Annotated in this window: 12 protein-coding genes, 16 tRNA genes and 2 rRNA genes; 28 read left to right on the top strand and 2 right to left on the bottom strand. The window is 45.8% G+C overall.

From position 1 onward, the window contains the following. Positions 1-18 precede the first annotated feature (18 nt). From gatB to NSU15_RS26350, 5 genes are all read left to right on the top strand, one after another. The gene (gene gatB, locus NSU15_RS26370) at positions 19-1,452 is read left to right on the top strand and encodes an Asp-tRNA(Asn)/Glu-tRNA(Gln) amidotransferase subunit GatB (RefSeq protein WP_339288118.1); all 1,434 of its coding nucleotides are present in this window, start codon (positions 19-21) and stop codon (positions 1,450-1,452) included. A 188-nt stretch (positions 1,453-1,640) separates the two neighbouring features. Beyond that, positions 1,641-2,111, top strand: a complete 471-nt coding sequence (locus NSU15_RS26365) for a GNAT family N-acetyltransferase (RefSeq protein ID WP_339288116.1) — start codon at positions 1,641-1,643, stop codon at positions 2,109-2,111. 47 nt (positions 2,112-2,158) lie between these two features. Next, on the top strand, positions 2,159-4,069 hold the full coding sequence (locus NSU15_RS26360) for a DUF4097 family beta strand repeat-containing protein (protein ID WP_339288115.1): 1,911 nt from the start codon (positions 2,159-2,161) through the stop codon (positions 4,067-4,069). Positions 4,070-4,195: 126 nt separating this feature from the next. Further along, the gene (locus NSU15_RS26355) at positions 4,196-4,627 is read left to right on the top strand and encodes a Fur family transcriptional regulator (protein ID WP_339288114.1); all 432 of its coding nucleotides are present in this window, start codon (positions 4,196-4,198) and stop codon (positions 4,625-4,627) included. Between the two features lie 317 nt (positions 4,628-4,944). Beyond that, positions 4,945-6,660: a glycosyl hydrolase family 18 protein gene (locus NSU15_RS26350; RefSeq protein WP_339291471.1), complete on the top strand. Its 1,716-nt coding sequence runs from the start codon at positions 4,945-4,947 to the stop codon at positions 6,658-6,660. 124 nt (positions 6,661-6,784) lie between these two features. Here the strand turns inward: NSU15_RS26350 and NSU15_RS26345 are convergent, their stop codons facing one another. Next, a complete protein-coding gene (locus NSU15_RS26345) occupies positions 6,785-7,150 on the bottom strand; it encodes a DUF2614 family zinc ribbon-containing protein (protein ID WP_042131010.1) in 366 nt (121 codons plus the stop codon). A gap of 127 nt (positions 7,151-7,277) precedes the next feature. Here NSU15_RS26345 and NSU15_RS26340 point away from each other — a divergent pair, with 127 nt between their 5' ends. From NSU15_RS26340 to NSU15_RS26250, 19 genes are all read left to right on the top strand, one after another. After that, a complete protein-coding gene (locus NSU15_RS26340) occupies positions 7,278-8,162 on the top strand; it encodes a nucleotidyltransferase-like protein (protein WP_052414741.1) in 885 nt (294 codons plus the stop codon). A gap of 429 nt (positions 8,163-8,591) precedes the next feature. Then, positions 8,592-10,149 (top strand): 16S ribosomal RNA (locus NSU15_RS26335). Positions 10,150-10,409: 260 nt separating this feature from the next. After that, positions 10,410-13,338 (top strand): 23S ribosomal RNA (locus NSU15_RS26330). The 16S and 23S rRNA genes sit together here with 16 tRNA genes alongside, the layout of an rRNA operon. Positions 13,339-13,399: 61 nt before the next feature. Continuing rightward, a tRNA-Asn gene (locus NSU15_RS26325) sits at positions 13,400-13,475 on the top strand. Between the two features lie 3 nt (positions 13,476-13,478). Beyond that, positions 13,479-13,571, top strand: a tRNA-Ser gene (locus NSU15_RS26320). 18 nt (positions 13,572-13,589) lie between these two features. Continuing rightward, a tRNA-Glu gene (locus NSU15_RS26315) sits at positions 13,590-13,664 on the top strand. A 55-nt stretch (positions 13,665-13,719) separates the two neighbouring features. Then, positions 13,720-13,795: transfer RNA gene (locus tag NSU15_RS26310), tRNA-Val, on the top strand. 17 nt (positions 13,796-13,812) lie between these two features. Next, positions 13,813-13,889, top strand: a tRNA-Met gene (locus tag NSU15_RS26305). 26 nt (positions 13,890-13,915) lie between these two features. Beyond that, positions 13,916-13,993: transfer RNA gene (locus NSU15_RS26300), tRNA-Asp, on the top strand. Between the two features lie 7 nt (positions 13,994-14,000). Then, positions 14,001-14,076, top strand: a tRNA-Phe gene (locus tag NSU15_RS26295). 20 nt (positions 14,077-14,096) lie between these two features. Further along, positions 14,097-14,172: transfer RNA gene (locus tag NSU15_RS26290), tRNA-Thr, on the top strand. Positions 14,173-14,177: 5 nt separating this feature from the next. Continuing rightward, a tRNA-Tyr gene (locus tag NSU15_RS26285) sits at positions 14,178-14,263 on the top strand. Between the two features lie 6 nt (positions 14,264-14,269). Next, a tRNA-Trp gene (locus NSU15_RS26280) sits at positions 14,270-14,343 on the top strand. 36 nt (positions 14,344-14,379) lie between these two features. After that, a tRNA-His gene (locus NSU15_RS26275) sits at positions 14,380-14,455 on the top strand. A gap of 40 nt (positions 14,456-14,495) precedes the next feature. Next, positions 14,496-14,568, top strand: a tRNA-His gene (locus NSU15_RS26270). Positions 14,569-14,589: 21 nt separating this feature from the next. Then, positions 14,590-14,664 (top strand) — tRNA-Gln (locus NSU15_RS26265). Positions 14,665-14,670: 6 nt separating this feature from the next. Further along, a tRNA-Gly gene (locus NSU15_RS26260) sits at positions 14,671-14,745 on the top strand. Positions 14,746-14,757: 12 nt separating this feature from the next. Next, positions 14,758-14,831 (top strand) — tRNA-Cys (locus NSU15_RS26255). 14 nt (positions 14,832-14,845) lie between these two features. Next, positions 14,846-14,924 (top strand) — tRNA-Leu (locus tag NSU15_RS26250). A 144-nt stretch (positions 14,925-15,068) separates the two neighbouring features. Here the strand turns inward: NSU15_RS26250 and NSU15_RS26245 are convergent. Further along, positions 15,069-15,818: an AraC family transcriptional regulator gene (locus NSU15_RS26245; protein ID WP_339288111.1), complete on the bottom strand. Its 750-nt coding sequence runs from the start codon at positions 15,816-15,818 to the stop codon at positions 15,069-15,071. 326 nt (positions 15,819-16,144) lie between these two features. Here NSU15_RS26245 and NSU15_RS26240 point away from each other — a divergent pair, with 326 nt between their 5' ends. The 4 genes from NSU15_RS26240 to NSU15_RS26225 all read left to right on the top strand — a co-directional run bounded on the left by NSU15_RS26240 (position 16,145) and on the right by NSU15_RS26225 (position 20,923). Continuing rightward, on the top strand, positions 16,145-17,284 hold the full coding sequence (locus NSU15_RS26240; RefSeq protein WP_339288109.1) for a BMP family ABC transporter substrate-binding protein: 1,140 nt from the start codon (positions 16,145-16,147) through the stop codon (positions 17,282-17,284). 102 nt (positions 17,285-17,386) lie between these two features. Next, positions 17,387-18,949, top strand: a complete 1,563-nt coding sequence (locus NSU15_RS26235; RefSeq protein ID WP_076120926.1) for an ABC transporter ATP-binding protein — start codon at positions 17,387-17,389, stop codon at positions 18,947-18,949. After that, positions 18,942-19,988: an ABC transporter permease gene (locus tag NSU15_RS26230; protein ID WP_042131006.1), complete on the top strand. Its 1,047-nt coding sequence runs from the start codon at positions 18,942-18,944 to the stop codon at positions 19,986-19,988. Before NSU15_RS26235 ends, NSU15_RS26230 begins: the two co-directional genes overlap by 8 nt. Next, positions 19,985-20,923 (top strand): ABC transporter permease, encoded by a 939-nt coding sequence (locus NSU15_RS26225; protein ID WP_042131005.1) that lies wholly within the window; start codon positions 19,985-19,987, stop codon positions 20,921-20,923. The genes NSU15_RS26230 and NSU15_RS26225 overlap by 4 nt, the downstream gene beginning before the upstream one ends. Positions 20,924-20,966 lie beyond the last annotated feature (43 nt).

Raw genomic sequence — 20,966 nt, 5'->3', positions numbered from 1 at the left:
GAGGGAATGGAATTACTTATGTCTAAATACGAAACGGTCATTGGCTTAGAGGTTCACGTAGAGCTTCATACCAACTCCAAAATCTTTTGCGGATGCTCCACTGAATTTGGAGCCCCGCCTAACACGCATACCTGTCCCGTCTGCCTGGGTCACCCCGGCGTATTGCCAGTACTCAACAAACAAGCGGTAAATTACGCTATGAAAGCAGCGATGGCGCTGAATTGCACCATCGGTGATGTTAGTAAATTCGACCGTAAGAACTATTTTTACCCTGATTCTCCGAAGGCTTATCAAATCTCGCAATTTGATCAACCTATCGGTTTAAACGGCTGGATCGACATTGAAGTCAATGGAGAGACCAAACGGATCGGTATTACTCGTCTTCATTTGGAAGAGGATGCAGGTAAGCTGACACACGTAGATGGTGGGTTTGCGTCGCTCGTCGATTTCAACCGGGTGGGAACGCCGCTTATCGAAATCGTATCCGAGCCAGACTTACGCTCCCCAGAAGAAGCCCGTGCTTATCTGGAGAAAATCCGTGCGATCATGCAGTATTGTGATGTGTCTGATGTCAAGATGGAAGAAGGCTCGATGCGCTGTGACGCGAACATCAGTTTACGCCCAGAAGGACAAGAGGAATTCGGCATTAGAGCAGAGCTTAAGAACATGAACTCCTTCCGTGGTGTGCTGCGTGGACTGGAGTATGAACAATATCGTCAGGCTGAGATCCTGGATGAAGGTGGAGTAGTTGTGCAAGAGACTCGTCGCTGGGATGAAGCGCAAGGAAAAACTTTATCTATGCGTGGTAAAGAAGAAGCACACGATTATCGTTATTTCCCAGATCCGGATTTGATCGTACTGCATATTGACGATGCCTGGAAAGAATCCATTCGCTCGACGATCCCGGAACTGCCGGACGCAAGACAAGCTCGCTATAGTGAAGAACTGGGCCTTACAGCTTATGATGCTGGCGTGATTACGTCCTCTAAACCGTTAGCGGACTTTTTCGAAGGTTGCCTTGCTTATACGCAGGATGCCAAGGCTGTTGCAAACTGGATCATGGGTGATCTGCTGGCTTATTTGAATAGTAATAACCTGGAATTGTCTCAGGTCAAGATTACGCCGCAAGGGCTCGGGGAAATGATTGGCCTTATTGCAGGCGGAACCATCAGCAATAAGATCGCTAAAACGGTATTTAAAGAAATGCTAGAGAGCGGTAAGTTGCCTGCGGCAATCGTTGAGGAGAAGGGTCTGGTACAAATCAGCGATGAAGGTGCCATTAAAGGAATTGTGGAAGCTGTCGTAGCTGCTAACCCGCAATCTGTTGAGGATTATAAAGCAGGAAAACAGAAAGCCATTGGCTTCCTTGTAGGACAAGTAATGAAGGAAAGTAAAGGCAAGGCTAATCCAGGTCTAGCGAATAAACTTCTGATCGAGGTATTGGGCAACTAAGCCTTTATCAGAAATATAAGAAAGTATAAGTTTAACACTATACTTTATCCTTATATTTTACGAGAAACGCTTGCCGTCCATAAAAGGACGCCGAGGGCGTTTATATTCGGGGTAATATACTTATGTAATAAGCAAAGGGCTTGTCGGCAACGGCAGGCCTTTCGCGGCATATAAGGGGACTGGTAGGGATGAATACAATTATTAAGCTTAATCTGCAGGATGATAATACCGTTAATGAACTATGGAGCCTCCAGCACAAGGCCTACCGACTGGAAGCGGAGTTAATAGGGTTTCGTGAGATCCCCCCACTTATGGAGACGAGAGAGATGCTCAGCCACTCTAAAGAGGGCTTTTATGGCTGCTTCGATGAAGAGGAAGAGCTGATGGGTGCGATTGCTATAGAGGAGGAATCCCCAGGCAAACTCACGATTACACGAATGATGGTAGGTCCGGACTTTTTTCGTAGAGGTATTGCTAGCAGACTCTTGGAATATGTATTCGAACATTTTTCAGGGATGGAGCAATTCATCGTATCTACGGGAAAACTAAACTTACCTGCCGTTTCTTTGTACAGAAAGCATGGATTTGTGCCTACTGGGTCGCAGGAGGTTGCCCCCGGCGTGGAATTGATTGACTTTTACCGGAGTGGTTTACTTTGAAGAAACGTATGCACAGACAAGTATTTACGAAAGGAGGAGTCCAGAATATGACGAATGACTCTGCAACGTTCGCGGCGCAGGAAGAGCAGGAGGGTTCTGTCGACCTAGAGAATACGGAGAATGAGATACAGAAGAAGATCATTCCTCCGCGTCCGAAACGGCGTCCCCGCAAACGCAAATTTATCGCTGGACTATTGGCAGCTCTCATCCCAGGAACAGGACATTTGTACTTTGGGCTTCTCCGCAAAGGAATAACCTTTATCTTCTTGATTCTATTGGATATTTCGGCGTTACTGTATTTTTCATCCATTGGAATGCAGATTAATGTACCGTTACTTATTTTACTTGCACTAATTATTCCGGCGATATATTTCTACAATGTCTATGATGTGCTTCAATCAGCGGACAAGATTATTCGTTACCCTGAAGATCAAGAGCTTGATGATCCGGCGGCAACAGTAACTACATCTCCAAAGCGTCGCAGTATCGTCACTGAACCTGGCATATCCTTTGGATTTCTGCTTCTCTTAGGGGGGGCATTACTTATTCTGTTTCGCCAAAAGCCAGCTTGGCTGCAGTTCTTTATTGAGCATTACTCCGAAGTGACCGTAGCTGCCGTTTTATTATGTGGTGGTCTATATATAGGAACGAGAGAGATTGTTAGAGGAATCGTTTGGCGCAAAAAAAATGAGCCTCATAACCGGCGTGTAGGAAGGTATACGGCATCGGTCTTGCTGATTGCTATTGCCATCCCGTTGTTTCTGGATTGGAGAGACGGAACCGATTATATGCTTCTGCTCCTGAAGTGGTGGCCAGTCATCCCAGTGTTATGGGGGATTGAGTTCTTGATCATGTATTTCTTCTCTGGTCGTTCAGGCTCAGTACAAAAGGGAACAAGAATCAGATTGGACTTACGCGGTCTTTTGTCTGCTATAGTGCTTGCTGTTAGTGTATTTATCGTTGCGGAACAAGAGCATTATTTATATCTCTGGAAAAATGTCAGTCTTAACTTTACTGCAGCAGCAGTGGACTATGGCGAGGCTAAGGGCAGCAAATTTCAGAAGGCTCCGATTATAGTTCCCGTCGAATTAAATACGGCCAAAATATCCATTGATGGTATTAATGGTGATGTTTTATTGCATCGTGCTCCGGTAGATAACATTCAAATTACTACTACAATCTGGGTAGATCAATTGGAGGGGCCGATGGCTGAAGCCATTTCGGAACAATCCTTTGTGGATGTTGTTGAAGGACCAACCATAAAAATCACTTCGAATAGTAAGGCGTATGGAGAATCCGGCAAACGTCAGCCGCGAATGGATCTAGATATTACCTTGCCGGAAGATCGTCGGTTTAACCTTGATGTTCGTACAATGAATGGCGGGATCACCCTACAGAACATAGAAGCGATTGAAGATATTTCACTTGAAACAGGAAATGGAGAACTTATTCTTCATCGTGTCTTTGGTAATGTAAAGGGGAAAACACTGAATGGAGCTGTGCGTGCCAGATCTGTCCAGGGCAGTGTTGATTTATCGACGAGCGGTGGCAACATGAATGCTTGGAACGTTACAGGGGCTTTGAAATTATCAACGGCAGTTGGCAATATCGGTGCAATCGGGAATGAAGCTGAGATTGATATTTCCAGCAAAAATGGTAATTTAGAGATTGATGGAGCCAGATCGAAGCTGCATGCAGAATCCCTAAATGGAATCATAGATGTTCGTTCACAGGAAGTCGGAGGAGACTGGGATATTTATAGCGCAGTTGGCGATATCCATTTGTATTTGCCGCTTTTAGGGAACTATAAGTTGAATGGCTCTAGTGGATATGGTGATATCACTTCGGATTTACCTAGCTTAACCATTGATAAGAAGAAGATATCTGGTGAAGTGGGCACAGGTGAATTCAAAGTTCAGGTTGAGGGAAACAGCAACTTAAATGTTAGAGGTTATTGAAAAAAGTAATTTTTCTTATATAATAATGAATATAATGTATCGACTCCGTTGACAAGATTAAAAACCCAGTCTTACAATTATAAGAAATATTTCTTTTATTTTTAAATTCAAAAGGCGGTGACAGTCATGGGGAGTGGCGTACAACATGCATTGGAACAATTAAAAACAACAGGTGTCCGTATAACGCCCCAGCGTCATGCGATTCTTACGTATTTGATGGAAGCAATGAATCATCCTACAGCTGACGATATATATCGGGCATTAGAGCCTAAATTTCCGAGCATGAGCGTAGCAACCGTATATAATAATCTCAAGATGTTTATGGAAGCAGGCATGGTTCGTGAGTTGACCTATGGGGATAGCTCCAGTCGTTTTGATGCTAATGTGTCTGATCATTATCATGTTATATGTCAGCAGTGCGGTAAGATTGAGGATTTCAGTTATCCTTCACTTAGGGATGTAGAGCTGCATGCTGAGCAAGCTACAGGCTTTAAGATTACAGGATTGCGTATGGAGCTGCATGGAATTTGCGAAAGTTGTAGAGAGAAGCAGCATTAGGACTAGAATAGAATGTGTCAAGGCAATATTGCCAAGTTACCACAATAAACGTGAGAAATCCGAAAGCGGAGGACTCACGTTTTTATTTTTTGAAAATATAAGAACATATAAGTTTCACGCTATGCATTATCCTTTTATTTCTCTACGAGAAACGCTTGTCATCTATAAAGGGCGACAACGTCATTTCTTCTTTGATATAACATTTTATAGGAATAATTACTTTTTTATACTGGTTATACGAAACCAAGTGGATGTTATAATCGTAATGTTAAACTCTATTAAAAATCATTTCATTATCTGGAGGATATATTTTGGACATTAGACAGGGACATAGACGCGTTAAAAAGCGCGGAGGTTTTTTTAGACGCTTGTTTGGACTTTTAATTATTGCAGCTGCAGCTTACTGGATAGTATTTTATGTATTGCCAAATCGTCAGCACATAGATGTGGACTGGAAAGCTCAAGAGCATCCCATATTTGTAAAAGGAGAGCACACAGGTTATTCTGCCAGCGGGACTGGGGATAGCATGTTGTTACCATTACCGTTGTTGCAAGAGTATGTGGATCCGTCCATTCGTTATGAAGAGAAGACGAAATCGGTCATATTATCAACGGATAGCGAGCTGCTATACATGCAGGAGAATAAAACTGATGCCAGTCTGAACAATCGTCCATTACAGCTGCGGTTAGCGCCTGAAGTGAAGGAGAAAGTAACCTACCTTCCCGCGGATGTATTAGAAGATCTGTATGGGTTTGAAATTCAGGAGGATACAACTACTGGCGCAATACTACTTATGACGGCAGGAGAGACTGTCTCGCTTGGGAAAGTTAAAGGTGAACAAGGAGGCAAGTCAGTAGCTCTTCGAAATGAGGCATCTATTCACGCACCTATCGTTGCGGATATGTCTCCTGGGGCAGTCGTGAATATTTGGAATGAGGAAAATAAGGACTGGCTGTTTGTACAATTAAGCAGCGGGTATGCAGGTTATGCCAAGGCAAGTGACATTATTCCGGATGGTCAAAAGACAGTGGAACCAAAAAAATCCACGCCAACACGCGCTGAACGTAACTGGAAAGGGAAGTCAGTAAATTTGTATTGGGAGGCTGTTTACCAACGCAAACCTAACCCAGAAACCTTCGGTGAGCTACCAGGCGTCAATGTGGCCAGCCCAACCTGGTTCAGTATTATCGATAGTGATGGCAATGTGCGCAGTCAGGCCGACAGTGCATATGTGCAGTGGGCGCATGAGCACGGGCTAGAGGTATGGGGACTGCTCAGCAATAGCTTTGATCCAGACATGACTACTGAGGCATTGTCTACCTATGAGAAACGGATGAATGCAATTGTTCAGATCTTAGAATATTCGGATTTATACAATTTGGATGGAATTAATATCGATTTTGAGAATGTGTATACGAAAGACGGAGAGAATGTCACTCAATTTATGAGAGAGTTAAAGCCAATGGCTCAGGCTAAGAACCTAATCGTCTCCATAGACGTGACACCTAAATCTAATAGTGAGATGTGGTCTGCGTTCCTTGATCGCAAGGCTCTTGGGACACTAGTCGATTATCTGATAGTGATGGCATATGATGAACATTGGGCGGCTAGCCCTATCGCGGGCTCTGTTGCCTCCTTACCTTGGGTAGAGAATTCAATAAGCCGGATCATAGAGGAGGACAATGTGCCGCCTGAGAAGGTGATTCTGGGGATCCCATTGTACACCCGCATCTGGACTGAGGCTCAAGTAGATGGCAAGACAAAGGTAAGCTCTAAATCGGTTAGTATGAATGCCGTTGAAAAAATTATTAAAGAGAAGAAGCTAACCCCGACATTTGATAAGGATGCTGGGCAGAATTACGTAGAGTACAAGGAAGATGGCGCTCTTAAGAAAATATGGATAGAAGATGAGGTGAGCTTAAAATCAAGAGTTGAGCTTGCTAAGTCCATGGGGCTTGGAGGCATTGGGTCATGGAATCGCAGCTTTAGTAATCCATCCGCATGGGAAGCATTACAAGGAATCCATAAATAATTTTTTATCTTAGATAATAACGAAAAGGGCCCCGAATGGGGCCCTTTTTTGTTCTAAGTAATGCTTGGTGAAACATTAATAGAATACATATACTTGGCTAGTAATGAACTTGTGTAAGATGTGTTTAGTGGTTAAGTTGCTGCTGCTCAAGCTGTTCTGCTGTAATATTGGCCTCTGCCGGATCCATAGTAAGGATCGTGTGGCAGAACATACAGCGGTCTGTTTTGCCGAGCATCTTGGTTAGCTTGTGACACTCTGGGCACTCTAGCTGAACTGCGCTCGTTGACAGCATGCCAGCCCAGAAATAGATCGCAAGACTTGACATCATGGAAATTAAACCGATTACAAGTCCGATTCCAGCGAATACTTTTCCGGTTGATCCCCAGAATACTATGCCTGCTGTACCCAAAACCATAAGTCCCATTCCGAGCATTGTGAGCAGTAATCCCCATGTGCGAAAAGCGTTGATCTTAGCCGTTTTAAACTTCATGAGTGTTTGCTCCTAACTAAATATAGTTGGGTTGTCCAGAAGGAACTGTCTTTCATATGTAGAATAATAATTATAACTGAATTATAACTGACTGGACGCAAATTCGCCAAATTTAATGGAGGGAAGCATGGAATTGTCATTGTCCAATGTAACTTTGTTGAGTGGAGAAACGTTTGAAGAGAATGTTTTAGGAGCTGTCGCTTTGCGGCAGGAAGGAAGTACTCCATTTCAAAGCGCGCTACTTCACGATTTTGATATGGTTGTGTTAGTTTTGCACGAGGAACAGGATTTAGAACATATTGTTCGCCACACCATTGCCGGTGACAAACGGACACAGTCAGTCCATATTGGCCTTTCCGCTTTGGAGCGGGCTGTCATGGCGGGCGATAATAACGAACTCCTTACTAGTTTGATGATTGGGGAAGTGATCTGGGATCCCAAAGGAATATTAGGGGATATGCGCCGGGAAATTTTGCAATTCGAAGGCCCTCTAAAGGAACGAGTCGAGTTCATGGAGTTTGCGCGATTCTTGCATTTGTATGTGAAATCTAAAAGGTATATAGAAGCCGGCTGCATTATGGATGCGTATAACTGTGTATTGATGGCTTTATATCATTGGGCAAGAATAGAAGTGAGTGAAGCTGGTTTATTTCCAGAGCCCGCTGTTTGGGAGCAAGTTAAAAGCTTGAATACTTCGGTCCATAAATTATATGAGGAACTAACCATAAGCACGGAGACCTTAGAGCAAAGAGTTGAGCTTGTTCTTCTAGCGTGTGAATTTGGAATTATGTCCAAAATGACCGATTGTTGTGCGTTGCTCTTTAATATTTTGAATAGCCGCAAGGAAGCGTGGAGCATAAAAGAATTGCTTCAGCATTCTGGCCTATGTCAATTAGAGGCTGAGTTGCCATTGGTATTACGAAAGCTTGTTTCTCGTTCATTAATCCGTGAGATTACTTTATGGACTGCTGGATACGGGGGAGAGGGTCATGCGATCCGATATACCTTATAGAGAAGAATTAGATGCAGGGTTTCACGGTAATCTATAGATAAAGTAAGTAGGGATAGGGAGAGGCTAAGCACTCTCTTTTTTGTTTGCTCACTATTAGGATGGGCTCATATTTATTCTAATAAATTTATGGTTGACTCATTCCTTGTTCATGTGTTAAATTATAACTCGTCCCTCTGACACAGAGATGTGCTTTCGAAAACATTCGAAAGACAACCGAAAAAAAGAAATTAAAAAAAAGGTTGACTAAAACGAGGACGCTGTGATATATTATAAAGGTCGCTGCTGAACAACAACGACGACGAAATAAGAGACATTGATCTTTGAAAACTGAACAACGAGTGAGTGGGAAATCACGAAAGTGAAATCCAAATTAGAGAATTAATTTTCTCGTCAGATGTTTCAAAATGAGCATATCGCTCTTTTCAATACTAATTGGAGAGTTTGATCCTGGCTCAGGACGAACGCTGGCGGCGTGCCTAATACATGCAAGTCGAGCGGAGTTATTTTGAAAGCTTGCTTTCAAAATAACTTAGCGGCGGACGGGTGAGTAACACGTAGGCAACCTGCCCCTTAGACTGGGATAACTACCGGAAACGGTAGCTAATACCGGATAATTTCTTTTTTCTCCTGAAGAAAGAATGAAAGACGGAGCAATCTGTCACTGAGGGATGGGCCTGCGGCGCATTAGCTAGTTGGTGGGGTAACGGCCCACCAAGGCGACGATGCGTAGCCGACCTGAGAGGGTGAACGGCCACACTGGGACTGAGACACGGCCCAGACTCCTACGGGAGGCAGCAGTAGGGAATCTTCCGCAATGGACGAAAGTCTGACGGAGCAACGCCGCGTGAGTGATGAAGGTTTTCGGATCGTAAAGCTCTGTTGCCAGGGAAGAACGTCCGGTAGAGTAACTGCTATCGGAGTGACGGTACCTGAGAAGAAAGCCCCGGCTAACTACGTGCCAGCAGCCGCGGTAATACGTAGGGGGCAAGCGTTGTCCGGAATTATTGGGCGTAAAGCGCGCGCAGGCGGTCATTTAAGTCTGGTGTTTAAACCTTGGGCTCAACCTAAGGTCGCACTGGAAACTGGGTGACTTGAGTACAGAAGAGGAAAGTGGAATTCCACGTGTAGCGGTGAAATGCGTAGATATGTGGAGGAACACCAGTGGCGAAGGCGACTTTCTGGGCTGTAACTGACGCTGAGGCGCGAAAGCGTGGGGAGCAAACAGGATTAGATACCCTGGTAGTCCACGCCGTAAACGATGAGTGCTAGGTGTTAGGGGTTTCGATACCCTTGGTGCCGAAGTTAACACAGTAAGCACTCCGCCTGGGGAGTACGGTCGCAAGACTGAAACTCAAAGGAATTGACGGGGACCCGCACAAGCAGTGGAGTATGTGGTTTAATTCGAAGCAACGCGAAGAACCTTACCAGGTCTTGACATCCCTCTGAATCTGCTAGAGATAGCAGCGGCCTTCGGGACAGAGGAGACAGGTGGTGCATGGTTGTCGTCAGCTCGTGTCGTGAGATGTTGGGTTAAGTCCCGCAACGAGCGCAACCCTTAACTTTAGTTGCCAGCAAGTAATGTTGGGCACTCTAGAGTGACTGCCGGTGACAAACCGGAGGAAGGTGGGGATGACGTCAAATCATCATGCCCCTTATGACCTGGGCTACACACGTACTACAATGGCCGGTACAACGGGAAGCGAAGCCGCGAGGTGGAGCCAATCCCATCAAAGCCGGTCTCAGTTCGGATTGCAGGCTGCAACTCGCCTGCATGAAGTCGGAATTGCTAGTAATCGCGGATCAGCATGCCGCGGTGAATACGTTCCCGGGTCTTGTACACACCGCCCGTCACACCACGAGAGTTTACAACACCCGAAGTCGGTGGGGTAACCCGCAAGGGAGCCAGCCGCCGAAGGTGGGGTAGATGATTGGGGTGAAGTCGTAACAAGGTAGCCGTATCGGAAGGTGCGGCTGGATCACCTCCTTTCTATGGAGAATCGTCTTCTGCAATGAAGACATTCAAATCGGAAGTTAAACTTCCACAATCTCAGGTTTAGGCCTGTTACTCACTCGTTGCTCAGTTTTGAGAGTTTAAGCTCTCAAGTAAGACTTGATCCTTGAAAACTGGATACCGAAACGAATTTGCGTTTTAGAACATCTTTTAGCAACTTGTGCAAACAAGTAAATGTTATTAGTGAGATGATTCCAAGAGAGATATCGTATGATATTTTCCTGCGGAAAAATCAAGGTTAAGCTAATAAGAGCACACGGAGGATGCCTAGGCGCCAGGAGCCGACGAAGGACGTGGCGAACAACGAAACTGCCTCGGGGAGCTGTAAGCAAGCTTTGATCCGGGGGTGTCCGAATGGGGAAACCCAGCTGTGGTAATTCGCAGTTACTCACATCTGAATACATAGGGTGTGTAGAGGCAGACCAGGGGAACTGAAACATCTAAGTACCCTGAGGAAGAGAAAACAATAGTGATTCCGTCAGTAGCGGCGAGCGAACGCGGAACAGCCTAAACCTAAGAGCTTGCTCTTAGGGGTTGTGGGACGTCTCACATGGAGTTACAAAGGAATATGGTAGGCGAAGAGGTCTGGAAAGGCCCGCGATAGAGGTAAAAGCCCTGTAGCCTAAACTGTGTTCTCTCCGAGACGGATCCCGAGTAGTGCGGGGCACGTGAAACCCCGTATGAATCCAGCAGGACCATCTGCTAAGGCTAAATACTACCTGGCGACCGATAGTGAAACAGTACCGTGAGGGAAAGGTGAAAAGCACCCCGGAAGGGGAGTGAAATAGAACCTGAAACCGTGTGCTTACAAAAAGTCAGAGCCCTATTAATGGGTGATGGCGTGCCTTTTGTAGAATGAACCGGCGAGTTACGTTTAACATGCAAGGTTAAGTCGAGAAGACGGAGCCGCAGCGAAAGCGAGTCTGAATAGGGCGACTCAGTATGTGGACGTAGACCCGAAACCGTGTGATCTACCCCTGTCCAGGGTGAAGGTGCGGTAACACGCACTGGAGGCCCGAACCCACGCACGTTGAAAAGTGCGGGGATGAGGTGGGGGTAGCGGAGAAATTCCAATCGAACTCGGAGATAGCTGGTTCTCCCCGAAATAGCTTTAGGGCTAGCCTCGGTATAAGAGTAGTGGAGGTAGAGCACTGATTGGGTGCGGGGTCCGCAAGGATTACCAAGCTCAGTCAAACTCCGAATGCCATATACTTATTGCCGGGAGTCAGACAGTGAGTGCTAAGATCCATTGTCAAAAGGGAAACAGCCCAGACCATCAGCTAAGGTCCCCAAGTGTGTGTTAAGTGGGAAAGGATGTGGAGTTGCACAGACAACCAGGATGTTGGCTTAGAAGCAGCCACCATTGAAAGAGTGCGTAATAGCTCACTGGTCGAGTGACTCTGCGCCGAAAATGTAACGGGGCTAAACACACCACCGAAGCTATGGCTAGATACGTATGTATCTGGGGTAGGGGAGCGTTGTATGTGGGTTGAAGGTGTACCGTAAGGAGCGCTGGACAGCATACAAGTGAGAATGCCGGTATGAGTAACGAAAAGATCAGTGAGAATCTGATCCGCCGAAAGCCCAAGGTTTCCTGAGGAAGGCTCGTCCGCTCAGGGTAAGTCGGGACCTAAGGCGAGGCCGAAAGGCGTAGTCGAAGGACAACAGTTTGAAATTACTGTACCACCGTAATCCGCTATGAGCGATGGGGTGACGCAGGAGGGTAGTGACGCGGACTGATGGATATGTCCGTCTAAGCAGTGAGGCTGATGTGTAGGCAAATCCGCACATCATTAAGGCTGGGCTGTGATGGGGAGCGAAAATTGTAGTAGCGAAGGTCATGATCTCACACTGCCAAGAAAAGCCTCTAGCCAGGAGAAGGTGCCCGTACCGCAAACCGACACAGGTAGGCGAGAAGAGAATTCTAAGGCGCGCGGAAGAACTCTCGTTAAGGAACTCGGCAAAATGACCCCGTAACTTCGGGAGAAGGGGTGCCCCGGTAGTGTGAATAGCACGAGGGGGCCGCAGTGAAAAGGCCCAAGCGACTGTTTAGCAAAAACACAGGTCTGTGCGAAGCCGCAAGGCGAAGTATACGGGCTGACGCCTGCCCGGTGCTGGAAGGTTAAGGGGAGTGGTTAGGGGTAACCCGAAGCTATGAACCGAAGCCCCAGTAAACGGCGGCCGTAACTATAACGGTCCTAAGGTAGCGAAATTCCTTGTCAGGTAAATTCTGACCCGCACGAATGGCGTAACGACTTGGGCGCTGTCTCAACGAGAGATCCGGTGAAATTTTAATACCTGTGAAGATGCAGGTTACCCGCGACAAGACGGAAAGACCCCATGGAGCTTTACTGCAGCTTGATATTGAATTTGGGTACGATCTGTACAGGATAGGTGGGAGCCGTAGAAATCGGAGCGCAAGCTTCGGTGGAGGCGCCGTTGGGATACCACCCTGATCGTATCTAGGTTCTAACCTAGTGCCCTAATCGGGTACGGGGACCGTGTCAGGCGGGCAGTTTGACTGGGGCGGTCGCCTCCTAAAGAGTAACGGAGGCGTTCCAAGGTTCCCTCAGAATGGTTGGAAATCATTCGAAGAGTGCAAAGGCATAAGGGAGCTTGACTGCGAGACCTACAAGTCGAGCAGGGACGAAAGTCGGACTTAGTGATCCGGTGGTACCGCATGGAAGGGCCATCGCTCAACGGATAAAAGCTACCCTGGGGATAACAGGCTTATCTCCCCCAAGAGTCCACATCGACGGGGAGGTTTGGCACCTCGATGTCGGCTCATCGCATCCTGGGGCTGAAGTAGGTCCCAAGGGTTGGGCTGTTCGCCCATTAAAGCGGTACGCGAGCTGGGTTCAGAACGTCGTGAGACAGTTCGGTCCCTATCTGTCGTGGGCGCAGGAAATTTGAGAGGAGCTGTCCTTAGTACGAGAGGACCGGGATGGACGTACCGCTGGTGCACCAGTTGTTTCGCCAGAAGCATGGCTGGGTAGCTACGTACGGACGGGATAAGCGCTGAAAGCATCTAAGCGTGAAGCCCCCCTCAAGATGAGATTTCCCAATTAGTAAGACCCCTTGAAGACGACGAGGTAGATAGGTTGGAGGTGGAAGTGCAGTAATGCATGGAGCTGACCAATACTAATCGGTCGAGGGCTTATCCTATACTTAAAACGCAAATTCAATTCGGATTCAGTTTTCAGGCGATTAAGCCTGGTATGAATATTCCCTGATAGCTCAGTTGGTAGAGCACTCGACTGTTAATCGAGTTGTCACAGGTTCGAGTCCTGTTCGGGGAGCCATATGGAGAGGTGTCCGAGTTTGGCCGAAGGAGCACGATTGGAAATCGTGTAGGCGCCACAAGCGTCTCGAGGGTTCGAATCCCTCTCTCTCCGCCACAAATTTTTAATTAGTATGGCCCGTTGGTCAAGGGGTTAAGACACCTCCCTTTCACGGAGGTAACATGGGTTCGAATCCCATACGGGTCACCAAATTTTCACTTGATTTTGTATAGTGGACTTTGGTACAATAACAATTGTTGTTTACGGAGGCTTAGCTCAGCTGGGAGAGCATCTGCCTTACAAGCAGAGGGTCGGGGGTTCGATCCCCTCAGCCTCCACCATATTCATTTAAGAACGACGCGGGGTGGAGCAGCCCGGTAGCTCGTCGGGCTCATAACCCGAAGGCCGCAGGTTCAAATCCTGCCCCCGCAACCAATTTTCATCAAGTAATTATATCTTTTGGAACCGTGGTGTAGTTGGCCTAACATGCCTGCCTGTCACGCAGGAGATCGCGAGTTCGAATCTCGTCGGTTCCGCCATTTTCTTGGCTCGATAGCTCAGTCGGTAGAGCAGAGGACTGAAAATCCTCGTGTCGGCGGTTCGAATCCGTCTCGAGCCACCATGTAGTATACAACTTAATATGCCGGTGTAGCTCAATTGGTAGAGCAACTGACTTGTAATCAGTAGGTTGGGGGTTCAAGTCCTCTCGCCGGCACCATCTTTGGGGGATTAGCGAAGTGGCCAAACGCATCAGACTGTAAATCTGCTCACGTACGTGTTCGGTGGTTCGAATCCATCATCCCCCACCATTTTTTAGGGGCATAGTTTAAAGGTAGAACAACGGTCTCCAAAACCGTTGGTGTGGGTTCAATTCCTGCTGCCCCTGCCAATCTTTATCTAAAGTCTTTCTCTAAAGTTTAATATGGCGGTCGTGGCGAAGGGGTTAACGCACCGGTTTGTGGATCCGGCATTCGTGGGTTCAAGTCCCATCGGTCGCCCCATTTACTTTAAGAAGAACAGCAACAATATTAGTTTAATATGGCGATTGTGGCGAAGTGGTTAACGCACCGGATTGTGGTTCCGGCATTCGTGGGTTCGAGACCCATCAGTCGCCCCTTTTATTTTAAAATGTTATTGGGGATTAGCCAAGCGGTAAGGCAACGGACTTTGACTCCGTCACGCATAGGTTCAAATCCTATATCCCCAGCCATTTTATGCGGACGTGGCTCAGCGGTAGAGCATCGCCTTGCCAAGGCGAGGGTCGCGGGTTCGATTCCCGTCGTCCGCTCCAAATTTTTCATATGGCGCCATAGCCAAGTGGTAAGGCAAAGCTCTGCAAAAGCTTTATCCCCAGTTCAAATCTGGGTGGCGCCTCCATTAATTTCATATGTGCCGGCGTGGCGGAATGGCAGACGCGCTCGACTCAAAATCGAGAGGGAAACCGTGGAGGTTCGAGTCCTCTCGCCGGTATATCAAAAAGGTTAGTAAAGTTGCTAATACAAGCGACTTTACTAACCTTTTTTCTTTGTCTATGAACTTTTATTCTTAAGCCGTTGAATTAGAGACACTTCTAATTCAACGGCTTTTTTATGTGAAGCGGAGTGAATTGTAATTTTATTGACTGCTTAGTCGGAATGTCCGCGGTGTGAGACCTACCTCACGTTTGAACATATTGCAGAATTGAGCGTCATTCACAAACCCTGCAGCGGCAGATACTTCTGAGATATGCATTTGGGTATGTTGCAAGAGAGACTTTGCATAATCCAGACGTTTCAATAGTAGATAGCGAAGAGGTGAAGAACCGAATCGCTCTTTAAATAAATGGCGGAAACGATCATAGCTGTATCCAGACATCTCAGAGAGTGTTGCGACCGATAGCTTATGGCGGTAATGCTCATTCATATAGTTTAGAACATATTGGACTCTGTCTTCCGTTGGCGATTGAAACCCAGAGGCGCTAAGAAGCCGTATCAGATGAACAGTGATTTCGCTCATTTGAAGGTTCAATAGTTCAGAGAATCCATCTTGTTTGCGCGTAAACTCTGCTTTCATTCGAAGCAAGATCTGTAGAACAGTATGGTCTTTATCATCTTCATATACGCCTTGCAAATTCTCCATATTTGGGTGATTTGAATGGAAGCCTACAAATAGTATAGTAGCGTCTTCGCGATGATTCTCGTCATGTTTATGATTGGGTGGTATTAGCGCGAATGAAGAAGAACGAAAATGATAACTTCGCGAACCTACATTGGTAGTTCCTAATCCGTTTAAATAATAGACTAGTTCATAACATTCATGCTGGTGTGGTGGAATATAGGTATTAACCTCATGTGCTGCATTTACAATATATAGAACACGATCCATGATGAGCCTCCAATAATTATGTTTTAGCCGAATCGTACAAAATTATGACCGAAATCATATAATTATTTTCATTAATATTTGATATGATCGTATCAAGAAATCCGAAGATTAGCAACCTGACTGGCCATCTCGTTCGGAAATTAGTCGGATTATTCGTAAAAATTATAATTTTCTCTCTATTTTTGAGTGTATTCGTTAAAATCATTAAAATTTTGACAATGTTACATGCAATATGAGAGTTTCCATCTAAATCGTGAAATATACAACGGACTAAGAAGGAGAATCTCTCAAATTACTAACCAACTATAAATAGGGGGAATAGAAAAATGAATAAGAAAGTTCTTTCTTTGTTGTTACTAGTAGTAATGGTAATGGTCACAGCTTGTGGAAATAATACGTCGAGTAATGGATCTTCCACGAATGCAGGATCTAATGCAGCTGAAGGTGGAGAAACAGGTTCAGGGGATAAACTCAAAGTTGTACTTCTGATTCCAGGAACGCTAGGGGATAAATCATTCTTTGACTCTGCGAATAGCGGTCTGCAAAAGGTTAAGGATGAACTGGGTGCAGAAACAAAGGTTGTAGAAATGGGTGTCGATAAAACGAAATGGGAGCCTACGTTTAACGATATCGCCGCTGAGGATTGGGATGTTATTATTTCTGGCGGTTCGGAAATTACAGAGATGTTTAATGCAACGGCTGAATTATATCCAGACAAAAAATTCATTAACTATGATACCGATATAGATGAAGCACCAGAGAACATGTACAACATGTCTTATGCGACTAATGAAGTATCTTTTCTGGCAGGTGCTGTAGCGGCGCTAGCTACACAATCCGATATGCCTAATGCTAATCCTGAGAATGTGATCGGATTTGTAGGCGGTATGGATATTCCAGGGATTAACGCTTTCTTGGTTGGCTACATTCAGGGCGCTCAATATGTTGATCCTGATGTGAAGGTAGCTGTATCGTATGCTGGTGATTTCGTTAACCCGGCTAAAGGTAAGGAGCTTTCACTGATTCAATATAACTCCGGTGTGGATGTTATTTTTAACGTTGCTGGGGGTACAGGTCTTGGGATCTTTGATGCAGCTAAAGAGAAGAAGAAATATGCTATTGGCGTAGACTCTGATCAGGCGATGTTACTTAATGAAACAGATAGCGAAAAAGCAAACTTGATCGTTACTTCTTCTATTAAAAAGATTGATAGTGCTATTCTGGGTGCCGTGAAGAAATTACAAGAGGGTACGCTTGAAATGGGTAAACGTGATGTATTGAGCTTCGTAGATGATGGTGTAGGCATTGCAGAGAATGAGATATATAAAAATGTCTTCCCAGCGGATCTTCAGGCTAAAGTTGAAGAAGTGAAGCAAAAGCTGATCAATAAAGAAATTACAGTAGATAACGCGATGGGAATGGAAACCTCAGAAGTAGAAGCCATTCGTAACGCAGTTAAGCCTTAAGTATAGCTATAAAGTGATAAACCTACAGTTGGAGATTCTTCTATTAGAAGAATTCCAGCTGTATATTTTTGCAGACCTCCAAGTGGAAAGGCGTTGAGACCGATGAACAAAGCTCTGTTGGAAATGCGGGGAATTACGAAGGTGTATCCCAATGGCGTCGTTGCAAATAAAGACGTGCATTTTTCTTTACGTGAGGGAGAAATTCACGCGATTGCGGGCGAGAACGGCGCGGGTAAATCAACTTTAATGAAGATCATGTTCGGCATGGAAGAGCCTAGTGAAGGTGAGATCTATATCAAGGGAGAAAAAGTGAAGCTGCAATCGGCTCAGGATGCCATTGATAGAGGGATCGGTATGGTTCACCAGCATTTTATGCTGGTTCCTTCTTTTACGGTAGCAGAGAACATGGTGCTGGGCATGGAGCCCCGTAAGGGAGTCGGCATCAATTATGCTGAAGCCGTGCGCATGACCGAAGAGACTGCGAAAAAATACAATCTGGCAGTGGATCCAAAAGCAAAAGTGGAGGATCTTACGGTTGGTATGAAGCAAAAGGTTGAGATCCTGAAGGCGTTGCTGCGTGGTGCGAAAATCCTAGTTCTAGATGAGCCGACCGCGGTGTTAACCCCACAGGAAACAGAAGAATTGTTCCGTGAGCTTAAGCAATTAAGAGAGCAGGGACATACGATTGTGTTTATTTCACACAAGTTGAAAGAAGTGAAAGCGATCTGCGACAGAATTACGATTATGCGTAGTGGACGTAGTGAAGGTGTCTTCCAAACGAAGGATGTCACGGAGCAAGAAATTTCCCGACTCATGGTGGGTAGAGATGTTGTGTTGAAATATGACAAGGAGATTCTGTCTATTGGTGAGGCGGTGCTCACTGTGCAAGGTCTAGGTGTAAATGATGCACACGGCAAAGCGTTGCTATCAGATATTAATTTTGCGGTACGCGGAGGACAGATCGTCGGGATTGCTGGTGTAGAAGGAAACGGGCAGACACAGCTCATTGAGGCTCTTACAGGGAGCTTAAGAGGGGTTTCAAGCCAGGGTTCTGTGCTAGTGAAGGGAAAGGATATTCGAGAATCGGATATTTTGGATATTCGTAAGTTGGGTGTTTCTTATATCCCAGAGGATCGGATGCATCAAGGGATAGCTAGTGATGCGAGCATAGCGGATAATCTGCTGTCCACTCAGTATCGTACAAAGGAAATGAATAAAGGTCCTTTTTTGAATGGATCACGAATTGCTAAGCTAGCCGTATCACTTGTAGAGGAATTTAAAGTCCGCTGTTCTGGACCTTCTCAGCCAATAGGTATGTTATCAGGTGGTAACATGCAGAAAGTTGTCGTAGCTAGAGAGTGTTCTACTGAACCGCAACTGCTTATTGCAGAGCAGCCGACACGGGGTGTGGATATAGGCGCAGCTCAGTTCATACATCAGAAGCTTTTGGAGCTACGCTCAGACGATTGTGCGATTTTGCTAGTGTCGGCAGATTTAAATGAGATCTTAGAGATCAGCGATAGTCTACTAGTGATGTATGAAGGAAAGATTGTTGCCTTTTTCGAGGAGCCTTCTAAGGTTAGTGAAGAAGAATTAGGGCTTTATATGCTAGGGATTCATCGACAGGACGAGGAGCACATCAGGAGGGCCGTAAATCATGTTTAAAGTAAAATATTTTGAATACATTCGAACATCGGCGGTAATCGTTATTGCACTCGCCATTGCTTTTCTGATCATCTCATTGGTCAGTAATCAGCCGGTGAAGACGATTGGTATATTCCTATTTGAGCCGTTATCCAGTAAAGGTCATATCGGTAACGTCATTGAGATGGCTATTCCGCTCATGTTCACAGGGCTAGCAGTTTCCTTGTTATTCCGGGCGAATATGTTCAACTTGGGCGCTGAAGGGATTTTCTATTTCTCCGGTGTTGTAACTTCCGTGTTGGCGATTCATTTAACGCTGGACGGCTGGCTGCATCCGATCGTAGCTATTGCTGCGGGTTCTATTGTAGGGGCGCTGCTCTCTGCAATTCCCGGGATCCTCAAAGCCAAATGGAATGCCAATGAGCTGGTTACATCCTTGATGTTCAATAATATTTTGTTTGGAGTAGGTTTATATCTACTGAACTATCATTTACGTGATGCAAAAGCGTTCGCCAATGTATCGTACAAATTCGAGAAAACGGCACTGCTGAGTAAGATGGTACCTGGCACTCGTATTCATACCGGACTGATCATCGTTATCGTGCTTATTATTGCAGCGCATCTATTTCTATACAAGACTAAATGGGGATACGAGCTGCGTATGACAGGCATCAACCGGAACTTTGCACGTTATTCAGGCATGAAGACCGCGAAGGTTATTATACTGGTTCACTTGATTGCTGGTTTTATTGCAGGGATGGGTGGTTCCGTAGAAGTGCTAGGGATGTATAACCGATTCCAATGGACTTCGTTACCAGGCTATGGCTTAGACGGTGCTCTTGTAGCGATGTTAGCCAAGAATAATCCGCTATCCGTAATCGGTGCTGCATTGTTCCTTGCGTATATCCGAATCGGAGCCGATATGATGGCACGTCTGTCTGATGTACCTTCTGAGATGATTTCTATCATACAGGCAATTATCATTCTTCTGATTTCGGCTGAGCAATTCCTGAAGTTCTGGAAAAATCGGATGCTCTTGAAGGAGGCGAAGGAAGCATGAACAGTTTGTTTGATGTGATTTTTACGACTGACTTTGCTTTCTCTGTCCTTCGAGTGACAACACCGATTCTATTCGCTGCGCTTGGAGCGTTAATCTCTAATAGAGCGGGTATCATCAACATCGGTATGGAAGGCATCATGCTTGTCGCGGCTTTAGCTGGCGTCATTGTAAGCAGCTACACGCATAGCGCGTGGGTAGGTTTACTTGGGGCTGTGATGTCCGGTACATTGATCGCTGGAATATTAGCTTTTTTCACACTGAAATTCAAAACACATATCATTCTCGGCGGCGTAGCTATTAATATGTTCGCTTCGGGAGGAACCGTGTTTATTCTTTATCTGCTTAGTGGAGACAAGGGTTCTTCTACTTCTCTGGCAAGTAAAGTGCTACCTAGTGTAGAGATTCCTTTGCTGAAGGATATTCCGGTGCTTGGGCCTATTCTATCAGGTCATCACATTTTGACGTATGTATCTATTATTGCTGTGTTTGTTGTCTACTATCTCTTAAACCGTACACCGCTTGGTCTGCGCATTCGTTCAGTGGGTGAAAATCCACATGCTGCTCAATCTGTAGGCGTAAGTGTTGTGAAAATACAGTATATGGCTTTGCTACTTAGTGGATTTTTCGCTGGTTTGGGCGGGGCTTACATGTCGATGGGTTACCTGTCACTGTTCACTCGCGATATGATCGCTGGTCGGGGCTGGATTGCGATTGCCGCAGAGTCTATGGGTAGAAGTACGACAGTAGGCACGGCGCTAACCTCTCTATTATTTGGTACGGCAGACGCCTTGTCGAATGCGCTACAGGTCCTGAAGATTCCTGCAGAACTTATCGCGACGCTTCCTTATGTAGCAACGGTAATTGGACTAGTGATCTATGCTGTATCTGAGACACGGAAGAAGAACAAAAAGCTAAAGAGCCCGCTAGTGAAATAGCGATAGGAGTAACGAGGATTTATACAACTAAGGAGTGAATGAC

It is taken from the genome of Paenibacillus sp. FSL E2-0201, assembly GCF_037963325.1.
Taxonomy (GTDB): Bacteria; Bacillota; Bacilli; order Paenibacillales; family Paenibacillaceae; genus Paenibacillus_AQ.
Note: the sequence above shows the minus strand (reverse complement) of the source record. Positions and strands in the feature narration are given on the sequence as shown.

What these genes read in the sequence shown, in the direction of transcription:
- gatB (WP_339288118.1), top strand. Translation starts at nt 19, where the DNA reads ATGTCTAAATACGAAACGGTCATTGGCTTAGAGGTTCACGTAGAGCTT.
- NSU15_RS26365 (WP_339288116.1), top strand. Translation starts at nt 1,641, where the DNA reads ATGAATACAATTATTAAGCTTAATCTGCAGGATGATAATACCGTTAAT.
- NSU15_RS26360 (WP_339288115.1), top strand. Translation starts at nt 2,159, where the DNA reads ATGACGAATGACTCTGCAACGTTCGCGGCGCAGGAAGAGCAGGAGGGT.
- NSU15_RS26355 (WP_339288114.1), top strand. Translation starts at nt 4,196, where the DNA reads ATGGGGAGTGGCGTACAACATGCATTGGAACAATTAAAAACAACAGGT.
- NSU15_RS26345 (WP_042131010.1), bottom strand. Translation starts at nt 7,150, where the DNA reads ATGAAGTTTAAAACGGCTAAGATCAACGCTTTTCGCACATGGGGATTA.
- NSU15_RS26340 (WP_052414741.1), top strand. Translation starts at nt 7,278, where the DNA reads ATGGAATTGTCATTGTCCAATGTAACTTTGTTGAGTGGAGAAACGTTT.
- NSU15_RS26245 (WP_339288111.1), bottom strand. Translation starts at nt 15,818, where the DNA reads ATGGATCGTGTTCTATATATTGTAAATGCAGCACATGAGGTTAATACC.
- NSU15_RS26240 (WP_339288109.1), top strand. Translation starts at nt 16,145, where the DNA reads ATGAATAAGAAAGTTCTTTCTTTGTTGTTACTAGTAGTAATGGTAATG.
- NSU15_RS26235 (WP_076120926.1), top strand. Translation starts at nt 17,387, where the DNA reads ATGAACAAAGCTCTGTTGGAAATGCGGGGAATTACGAAGGTGTATCCC.
- NSU15_RS26230 (WP_042131006.1), top strand. Translation starts at nt 18,942, where the DNA reads ATGTTTAAAGTAAAATATTTTGAATACATTCGAACATCGGCGGTAATC.
- NSU15_RS26225 (WP_042131005.1), top strand. Translation starts at nt 19,985, where the DNA reads ATGAACAGTTTGTTTGATGTGATTTTTACGACTGACTTTGCTTTCTCT.